This window comes from Corynebacterium sp. HMSC08F01, from assembly GCF_001807545.1.
GTDB lineage: Bacteria > Actinomycetota > Actinomycetes > Mycobacteriales > Mycobacteriaceae > Corynebacterium > Corynebacterium coyleae.
The window spans coordinates 1-8,281 of sequence record NZ_KV789293.1 but is presented as its reverse complement, the minus strand read 5'-3'; the positions used below and the strand labels follow the sequence as shown (position 1 = coordinate 8,281).

Below are 8,281 nucleotides of genomic sequence, written 5' to 3'. Positions count from 1 at the left end.
CCATGTCCAAAATGTTCATGGACATAACACGTCTAGCTCCCTCGCGGCACAACTAGACGATCTCGCCGCTACCGAACATCATGTGCAATATCACCTGGGAAAACTTCGAACCCGAATGCTGATCGTCTAGTAGGGAGCCTAGCCGAGCTAGACGATCAGCAAAACGAACAGCAAAAAGCCCCGGTTAGGAACATTCCCAACCGGGGCGAAAGCCAGGGGCGAACGCCAGGGGCTAAACCCCTATACAGGTTTTACTTGTTGTCTTCGACGACGCCGTCGGTCTCGAAGCGCTCCTTGCGTACCTCTTCAGAGACGCGCTCGGTGTCGCGGACGGTGTCCTTCTCCAGGGAAACCTTCTCTACCGGGACGGATTCCTTGGATACGGTGACGCGGTCCTCGTGAAGCGTGACGGATGCTTCCTGCTCGCCGATGTTGCCGTCGTAGTTTGCGCGGTCTGCGTCGGTGATCGGCTCGCGTACGATGCGGACTTCCTCGCGCTCGACCGGGACCTCGACGGTTTCGGTCTCCTCGACGACGTACTTACGCAGGCTGACCTGGCCGGATTCGACGCGGTCCTTGGAGACGTTGAGCTGCTCCTCGGAGCGGATCAGTTCGCCGTCGACGTCGGTGGTGCGGTCTGCGGCAGCGGCGCGCTCATTATCGACGACGCCACGCTCACCGGCCGCGGCACCCGCAGCACCAGCACCCGCAGCACCAGCAGCACCGACACCGGCACCAGCAGCGGCGTGCTTACCGGTCTCGTAGGTGGTCACGTCCTCGGTGGTCTCCAGGCCGTAGTGGCGGTAGAAGGCGTCCTGGTCCTGGGTGGTCAGGTGGCCGTTTTCGTCGAGATCCGGTGCGTCCTCGATGCGGTCCTTGGAGAATGCGAGGTGCAGGTCGCCGTCGCGAAGCGTGTGGCCACGCAGCGGGACGATGGAGTCGCCGCCACCGAAGAGGCCGTGGCTAACGGAGACGAAGTCCGGCTGGCCGGTGGAGTCGTTGACGTAGACGTCCTTGACGCCGCCGACCTTGTCGCCGTTGACGTCGTATGCGGTTGCGTTTGCAAGATCCTCGATGCGGTTGAGGTTAGTCATTGTTGTTTCTCCTTTTGATTTGTTGTTGCGAGAACGATTCCGACCGTAACGACGATCAACCGTTCTGGCAGCGGACCCAACCTGAGCCTCGAAAAGTAGAACGGGTGTTCGAGCGACAAACACGACAAGTTCAGGTAGTCCCATGGAAACCGCCAACAGCCAGCGGAAACGAAAATCTGAAAGGTGGCAAAACGTTCAGCGAAATGAACGCAATGTGTCAGTTAGGTAACAGCGAGCTACCAATCGCATAGAGAAAACGCGAAATGTGAAGTCCGCCAGAGCGTGAATATAATTCCTGAAACTATGCCGAACGGACCGCTTGGATGTCGCGCAGGTGGCGGTAGAAGGTGACGCGGGAGACGGGCCGGGGGCGCAGGTGGTCGTCGATACGCACTGCGATCTCATTGCCGCCGGATTGCAGGGCGCGCCCGGTGAGGGTGCGGCTGCCGTCGAGGCGTGCGACGGGTTGGCGGCGTAGGAAGCGACGGGTGGGTACGAGTGGGCTGGTGAAGGGGGCGGCGGCGATGCCGGGCGCGTCGACGGTGGGCACGAGGCGTGCGCCGTATTCGACGCCGGGGTGGACCAGCACGTCCGAGTCGACGACGACTTCGCCGTAGTAGGGCGTGGCGCCGTCGTCAGTAAAGAGCTCCGCGGAACCTGCGACGACCTCACCGAAGTCGGTGCGGATGCAGGGGATGGGCCGCACGGGCCCGTCCACGGCAAGGTCCACAGACCCCGCGCCCCAGAGCACCGCCGCGGGCGATTGCGGATCCGCGGGCACGTACCCGACCTCCACCCACATGCAATCCGCGCGCATCAGGCGGGTGAGCACGAGCCCGAGGGCGCGGTCGCTGCCTGACACCACAACACGCAACGGCTCAGAGGGTTGCTGCGGCGCAAACGTGGGTGCGCCGAGGTGGTCGACGGCGGGGTTTTTCTGGATCTCGTCAAGCGACGGGGTGGGATCTGAGGGGAGCACTTCGCGCGCGATGGCGTCGAGAAACTTGAGGTCGCGCTGGGTGGGGTGCGCGGGGAGTTGGAACGTTTCTGCGCCCGGAATTGAGGGTTCGGGGGACGCGCCGCATGCGCAGTGGATGAGCCGCATGGCGCTCACGGTACAATATGCCCGTTCATACGCCATATTTAAGGAGTGCGTGATGTCCGCCATCATCATCGTGGGCGCCCAGTGGGGCGACGAGGGCAAAGGCAAAGCAACTGACATTCTCGGCGGTCGGGTCGACTACGTGGTTAAGCCCAACGGCGGTAATAACGCTGGGCACACGGTGGTTGTCGGTGGGGAGAAGTACGAGCTGAAGTTGCTGCCCGCCGGCGTCCTGTCCGAAAACGCTACCCCGATTCTGGGCAACGGTGTGGTGGTGAACCTTGAGGCGTTGTTCGAGGAGATTGACGGCCTTGAGGCGCGCGGTGCGAATGCGTCGCGGTTGAAGATCAGTGCGAATGCGCATTTGGTGGCGCCGTATCACCAGCAGTTGGATCGTGTGCAGGAGCGTTTCTTGGGCAAGCGCGCGATTGGCACGACGGGTCGCGGCATCGGCCCGACCTACGCCGACAAGGTCGCTCGCGTGGGCCTGCGCGTGCAGGACGTTTTCGACGAGTCCATCCTGCGCCAGAAGATCGAGTCTGCGCTCGATGTGAAGAACCAGATGCTGGTCAAGATGTATAACCGTCGCGCGATTTCGGTCGAGGAGACGATGGATTACTTCGGTCGTTACGCGGAGCGCCTCGAGCCGATGGTGATTGATGCGGAGCGCATGCTTAACGACGCCCTCTCCGCCGGCAAGCACGTCCTCATGGAGGGCGGCCAAGCCACCATGTTGGACGTGGACCACGGCACTTACCCGTTCGTGACGTCCTCGAACCCGACCGCCGGCGGCGCATGTGTGGGTGCGGGTATCGGCCCGACTCGCATCACGGGCGTGCTGGGCATTATCAAGGCGTACACCACCCGCGTTGGGGCGGGTCCGTTCCCGACGGAACTGTTTGACAAGTGGGGCGAGTTCCTGCAGGTCACCGGCGGTGAGGTTGGCGTGAACACCGGCCGCGTGCGCCGCACCGGCTGGTACGACAGCGTGATCGCGCGCTACGCCTCCCGCGTCAACGGCTTTACGGACCTGTTCCTGACCAAGCTCGACGTGCTCACCGGCATCGGCGAGATCCCGATCTGCGTGGCTTACGACGTGGACGGCAAGCGTTTCGACGAAATGCCGATGACCCAGACCGACTTCCACCACGCAACGCCGATCTACGAGACGATGCCCGCCTGGGACGAGGACATCACCGGCTGCCGCACCTTTGAGGAGCTGCCGCAGAAGGCCCAGGATTACGTGCTGCGCCTTGAGGAGCTCTCCGGCGCGCCGATCTCCTACATCGGTGTCGGCCCGGGCCGCGACCAGACCATCGTGCGCCACGACATCATGGAGCGGTAGGGAAAGTGGCACAGGGCGGACGTGATCTGGCCGATTATGTTGCCGCTGCCAGCCAAGAATGTAGCGTCACTGACCATCGGTTGTGCAACGGGCTACGGACTTGTGAAACACTAAGTGAGTTACTCGTTTCCTCGGCTGATCACTCAGAGGGCGTAGGGGCAGATTATGTGCACCTCCCGGGTGAGCCAACGAGCTGCTGGACGACTGCGCAGCTCCTTCGGCTTGTCTCGGACAATCTGCGGCGATTGAACGTCCCAGACAGGTTGCGTCGTGATACTCAAATCACGTCCGCACTTGGCAAGTTGGCCGATCGCGGTCTGTCCGCCGATGCGATCATCCGAACTGGATTCGGGCCGATGTTGATCGATTTTGTCCTTGAAGGAGCGTTAGCGTGCCGGCAGCTCGTGCTGGAAAAAGAACGCGGGAGTGATGAACTGCTTCTGGGAGAATGGGCTGATCTTCTTATTGCAAGTCCAGAGCTTCAAGGCGTAGCAGCAGGAGACCGGAGCTTGGCCCGAGCTAGGGCGATGAATGGGTCTTTTGTTCGGGAGGTGCAACGTTGGCTTCAAGAGGCGCCTATTGCGCATCTCGTTGGGTGGCGTTACTCAACAGACCAGTCTCTTGCCGATGATGAGGATCTGTTTTTGCTCAATGGCCGTGACGCAACGGTTTGGGTATGTGAGCGGTTTACAAAAACGTATCTAGACGAGTGGGCTAGTGAGTCCCTGCTGTGGGAGCTGACTTTCATAACGAAGCCCGGTGCGGTTCAGGGATTAGCCCAATTTGACGTTGGTCTTCTGGAGGAACGCAGAGTCTCTTTGTTTGATGTAACCCAAGAGCTCGCTAGGCGCGCGACTTCACAAATTGCGCCCTATCAGCGGGGGCCATTGGCTGAGCTGGAGAAAGCACAGAAATCCGTAATTGCCGCATTAGACAAAGGTGACGTGGACCAGGCGGTCAACCTGGCAAGTGAAAACGTAAACCTGTTTCCTAATGAGCCAGAGGTGAAGAGAAACTTCGGGTTCTGCATTATTGGAGAAAACCCGGAGCGCGCCTTGGAGACGTTGAAGCTCTACCAACCGGTAGAGGAGGGGTCGCTGGTCAGCACGCTCAATCATTTCAATCTCGTCGCCGCTTCATACCGCTGCAATAGGGATGCGCCACTAGAGAGTATCCAGTTTCTGATTGATGCTTTGCCCGCCGGTATGCCGACGGGATCGATGTGGTTGTGGGAGCCTGAAACCCTGAGGGATACGCCTACCGTTGTGCCGATTGAGTTGGAAGCGTGGAGGCGCCGCATGCTAAGAGTTCTGGGCTTGTTGGATCAGTGATTCCACCGGCAGGAGGAGATGGAGCGGTTCTCCTGGCATTTCATGAAAGTTAGCGTTATGGAGGTAGAACTGTTTTGCGCTTTCATCGTGTGCGTGGATGAGGATCGCTGCCGCACCGATTATCTCCGCTGCGGCGATCGCGCGTCTAAACATGTCCTGTAATAGGGATTTGCCTAGTTGTCTGCCTTGAGCGCGCGAATCGACAGCGAACCGCCCCAGAAGGATGATCGGAACATCCTTGGGACGGTTGTTGCGGAATCGCTTGGGCAGGGCATCTCGGCTGACTCCGCCCGATGCGAGAGCGTAGTAACCAACTACCTTGTCGTTAAGCGTTGTCACGTAGGTGACAGAATTGTTGGCGCGTTGGTTTTTCCAAGCGTTTTCTTTGAGCCACTTGTCTAGGCTTTCCACCCCGCAGGAGAAACCTGCAACATCATCTTCCTTTTCGATCGTTCGCGGAGGTTGGATGATGTCCCTAGTCAAGGTGGAACTCCTTTCCGAAGACGGAGTCGGATGCGAGAAGGCGCGCTAGTTTCGTGCCGTCGACGGGGGTATCGAGGGCTTTCTCGAATTTGGCGAAGTCTTCGTCGCTCAATTCGAACCAACGGCGATCGGCAAGAATCTTTTCCGCTTCGATCATTGCGCTGCCGAGCACGAAATCGGACACCGGAACATCCTGGGCTTCGGCGGCACTTCGTAGCGTCTCGTCCTGGACCTCTGTTGTCCTGAGGTGAAGTCGCTTAACTTTTGGCTGAGTCATAGGGACCACTGTCCTTACTTTTGTGTGGTGAGGTCTTCAAGCAACGTGTAGAACCTGTGCGCACAATGTACGCCACGCTGCCTCGCGCCTCAAGTTGAGGGGTGAGAACGTGCGTTGATGGCACTATGTGATCGTCACCAACCCCACCGTCAGCAAGCGACCCTATGCAAAAACTCACAACCTAAGAAAAAGGGGATTGCGGTGCGGGTTTTGCCATGTGGAGCGGTGCGAACGCTTTGAAGAAGCTTAAAGAATTAAAAGCATTATCAAGTGAAAGAAACAAAATATTACGGACACTTGTCTAACTCCTTACGCTCGGCTATGTCGTCTCTGTGTGACAGGTGTCAAATTCAGCGTACAAAGAGATGCACGTATCTAACCGAAGGATCATTTTCGAGGGAAGGAATTTCGGTGAAGAAGAACTACATTTCCCGCCGCCGCGGCACTTCCATTGCCGCAGCCGCGCTGTCGTTTGCGTTGGTTGCGCCGTTCGCACAGCCAGTTGCGTTCGCTCGGGAGGAAGCGCCTGCTGCTGAGTCTGAGCAGAATTCGCCTGCTCCGGTGGTTGATGAGAACGGAATCATTGATGCGGACATGATCGCCAGCGGTCGTGTCACCAAGGCCGCGAACCTGACTGATGCACACGGTGTTGGTAAGGGCTTGATCTCGGGCCACGTCTACATGGCCACTCCTGGCGGTAACCCGGGTGCCGCGTATGACAACGGCAACGTGAAGCTGGACGGCATCACCGTCTATGCGCAGTTCCGTGACAAGGATGGTTCGTACTCGCCGATCTTCAAGGCGCAGACGCACACGCTGCCTGACGTAGTCGGCGGTAACGGTGGTCAGGGTACGTTCGCGTTCGGTACTGGCGATAAGGGCATTACCTGGACCGACAAGCTTGGCCGTGAGCACACGTGGTCTGCCCGTACGGACCAGAAGCACCGCATCTGGGTTGAGCCGTTTACCAACGAGCGTGGCAACAACGTTGTCATGTTCCGCCAGGCCAACGGTTTCGTCCCTGGCTCATTCAACGGCGTGGTCGAAGGGCCGCTGGGTTCTTTCGTCGCAGCAGACGGCAACATCCAGCTCATGGCCGCGTTCCTGCAGGAAGTCCCGCCAAGCCACAAGGAAAGCTGGATGGCCGCCAAGGGCGACAAGCTCGTCGAGGACCCCGAGGGGCCGATCGATCTGGCCGCGACCCAGACCAAGGTCCCGAATACCGTTTCCGGTCGCGTGTGGTTGGAGACCGGTGGCCCGGACAAGGGCATCGTGGCAACCGGCCCGTCGTACAACGGTATCGACGAAGCCGCTGACGGCTACACCGTTTACGCATCCACCCTGACCAAGGATGGTGCCGCGGCAAACCAGGTGCTGCACGAGCAGTACAAGAACGACCCGGCGAAGTTGGCTGAGGCCACCAAGCAGATGCTCGAGGATAATCCGGAGTACATCCTCAAGACCGTCTACGGCAAGACCGATAACGAAGGCCGCTACACCCTGCGCTTTGGCAACTACGAGAAGGGCCAGGTCCGCGAGGATATCCTCAACCCGAACCACATGTTCGTGTGGGTGGAGAACAAGGACGGTGTGGTCCAGAACGGCTACACGGGCTTCCACACCCCGATCTTCCAGCGCTTTAACGGCGGTGGAAACTTCAAGGCGGCGGCTTCCCCGGGCGAGAACCAGCTGCCGATTAACTTCAACGGTCTTCCGTACCAGGAACTGAACTCGCTGTACAACGTCAACTACGCGGTCATGCCGTACACCCCGGTGTCGATCACGGCGGATTACAACGCGACGGATAAGCCGGCTGCACCTGGTGTTACGGTGACCCCGGAGTTCCACGGCAATCTGTCCACGCTGCCGTCGAAGGTGGAGTGGCGTGACTCTAAGGGCAAGGTGCTCAAGGAGTGCGACCTCGACCAGTCCAAGGGCATCAAGGCCCAGGTCGCAGCGTGCACCTTCGACATCCCGGATGATGCGAAGAAGGGCGACTTCTTCAACGTGGTCCTGGTTTCCGGCGGCAATGATGTTTCCGCATGGACCGTGCTGGTCACCCGCGACGCGGACGAGTACACCCCGTCCTATGAGGACAAGCTCGTTGTTCCGGGCGAGGAGACGAAGTCTGCTCCGACCTTTACCAAGGTCGACGAGGATGGCAACGAGACCGAGGAGAAGGTCGACGCTCCGGAGGGCTCCAAGTTCGCAATTCCAGGGGACTTCAAGGCTCCTGAGGGCTACGTGGTCACTATCGACGAGAACACCGGTGAGATCACCGTCACCTTCCCGGACAAATCCAAGTTGAACAAGGACACCGTTGAGGAATTCGACGTTCCGGTTGTTGTGACCTACCCGGATGGTTCCACCGACGACGCGACTGCGAAGTTCAAGCTGGACACCGATGGCGACGGCACACCTGATACCGAGGATCCAGACGATGATGGTGACGGCATCCCGGATGAGAAGGAGATTGACGACGACACCAACCCGAAGGTTCCGAACCAGAACCTGGACTACGAGCCGGTATACGAGGATGGTTCGGGTAAGCCTGGTGAGGACGTCAAGGTGGACAAGCCAACCTTCAAGGACAAGGATGGCAACCCGACCACCCCGCCGGAGGGCACGAAGTTCACCCCGGGTGAGAAC

The 8,281-nt window shown here is 59.4% G+C and carries 7 protein-coding genes; 3 read left to right on the top strand and 4 right to left on the bottom strand.

The genetic code is table 11. The features are described from left to right. Positions 1-251 precede the first annotated feature (251 nt). Both HMPREF3171_RS03965 and HMPREF3171_RS03960 read right to left on the bottom strand, forming a co-directional pair. The gene (locus tag HMPREF3171_RS03965) at positions 252-1,094 is read right to left on the bottom strand and encodes a PRC and DUF2382 domain-containing protein (RefSeq protein WP_070483112.1); all 843 of its coding nucleotides are present in this window, start codon (positions 1,092-1,094) and stop codon (positions 252-254) included. Positions 1,095-1,395: 301 nt separating this feature from the next. Then, positions 1,396-2,199: a hypothetical protein gene (locus tag HMPREF3171_RS03960; protein ID WP_210385596.1), complete on the bottom strand. Its 804-nt coding sequence runs from the start codon at positions 2,197-2,199 to the stop codon at positions 1,396-1,398. A 52-nt stretch (positions 2,200-2,251) separates the two neighbouring features. Between HMPREF3171_RS03960 and HMPREF3171_RS03955 the strand changes: the two genes are divergently transcribed. Together HMPREF3171_RS03955 and HMPREF3171_RS03950 are read left to right on the top strand one after the other, a co-directional pair. Beyond that, positions 2,252-3,541, top strand: coding sequence for an adenylosuccinate synthase (locus HMPREF3171_RS03955; RefSeq protein ID WP_070451081.1), 1,290 nt, complete (start codon positions 2,252-2,254; stop codon positions 3,539-3,541). A gap of 245 nt (positions 3,542-3,786) precedes the next feature. Further along, positions 3,787-4,872 carry a hypothetical protein gene (locus HMPREF3171_RS03950; RefSeq protein ID WP_141743336.1) on the top strand — a complete coding sequence of 362 codons (1,086 nt, stop codon included), beginning with the start codon at positions 3,787-3,789 and terminating at the stop codon, positions 4,870-4,872. Here the strand turns inward: HMPREF3171_RS03950 and HMPREF3171_RS03945 are convergent. Both HMPREF3171_RS03945 and HMPREF3171_RS03940 read right to left on the bottom strand, forming a co-directional pair. Then, the gene (locus tag HMPREF3171_RS03945) at positions 4,843-5,355 is read right to left on the bottom strand and encodes a GNAT family N-acetyltransferase (RefSeq protein WP_070422117.1); all 513 of its coding nucleotides are present in this window, start codon (positions 5,353-5,355) and stop codon (positions 4,843-4,845) included. The two genes, HMPREF3171_RS03950 and HMPREF3171_RS03945, sit on opposite strands and share 30 nt — an antisense overlap. Further along, positions 5,348-5,632: a type II toxin-antitoxin system TacA family antitoxin gene (locus tag HMPREF3171_RS03940; RefSeq protein ID WP_070422119.1), complete on the bottom strand. Its 285-nt coding sequence runs from the start codon at positions 5,630-5,632 to the stop codon at positions 5,348-5,350. Before HMPREF3171_RS03940 ends, HMPREF3171_RS03945 begins: the two co-directional genes overlap by 8 nt. A 411-nt stretch (positions 5,633-6,043) precedes the next feature. Here HMPREF3171_RS03940 and HMPREF3171_RS03935 point away from each other — a divergent pair. Further along, on the top strand, positions 6,044-8,281 hold a 2,238-nt coding region (locus tag HMPREF3171_RS03935; RefSeq protein ID WP_210385595.1), incomplete at its 3' end, for a YPDG domain-containing protein.